Raw genomic sequence first — 727 nt, 5'->3', positions numbered from 1 at the left:
GCTCGCCGCGGCACTCGAGCAGCTTATGCGCGACGTGGCTGCCGCGACCGCCATGGGCGAGCGCGGACGGGCGCGCGTGCTCGAACGATTCAGCCTCGATGCCGAAGCGGCGCGGATCGGCCAGGTCTATCGGCCGCTGCTCTGAGCCGTCGCTTGCACCGGCTGCGAACAAAAAACGCGAAAACAACCCCATGCACAGTAGCCGGGGCGAGCGAAATCAATGGCTTGGCCGGCGAAGCGGTGTCGCTGCGGATTTTGCGAATTCGGTTTGACCCGTCGGGCAAAACACTGGCAGGATGTCATCATCGGCGCAGCCCAATGGCCTCACGTCGTAGTGCGCGCCCCAGCCTCACTCAGCACCCTCTCCGCAATCGCAACCACCTCCGTCGCGGCGATATCCCGCATGCAGTGGTGGTCGTTCATCTTGCAAATCGTGCTCTGGCAGGGCTGGCAGGACAGCACGCTCTTGTCCTGGACCACGGTTGCAGCGAGGCCGTTGAGCGGCGCCCAGAGATAGGGGCTGGTCGGGCCGAAGATGCCCATGGTGGGCGTGCCCAGGGCGGCTGCGATGTGCATCAGGCCTGAGTCGTTGGAGATGGCGACACCGGCCGCGGCCATGGCCAGCACGCCGTTGCGTAAGTCGTTGCCGGTGAGGTCACGCACGCCCGGGCCGCCTGCCGCGACGATCTCCTGGGCGAGGCCCTTTTCCCCGGGCCCGCCGACCACC

1 protein-coding gene and 1 pseudogene are annotated in these 727 nt (G+C 66.9%); one reads left to right on the top strand and one right to left on the bottom strand.

Annotated features, from left to right (window positions below):
- A pseudogene (locus MOV75_RS40595) lies at positions 1-145 on the top strand (glycosyltransferase family 1 protein); the annotation flags it as partial.
- A gap of 179 nt (positions 146-324) precedes the next feature.
- Here the strand turns inward: MOV75_RS40595 and MOV75_RS40590 are convergent.
- Positions 325-727, bottom strand: a 403-nt coding sequence (locus tag MOV75_RS40590) for a glycosyltransferase family 9 protein (protein ID WP_247008469.1), incomplete at its 5' end; no start/stop codon positions are given.

It is taken from the genome of Bradyrhizobium sp. PRIMUS42, assembly GCF_023006515.1.
GTDB lineage: Bacteria > Pseudomonadota > Alphaproteobacteria > Rhizobiales > Xanthobacteraceae > Bradyrhizobium.
Note: the sequence above shows the minus strand (reverse complement) of the source record. Positions and strands in the feature narration are given on the sequence as shown.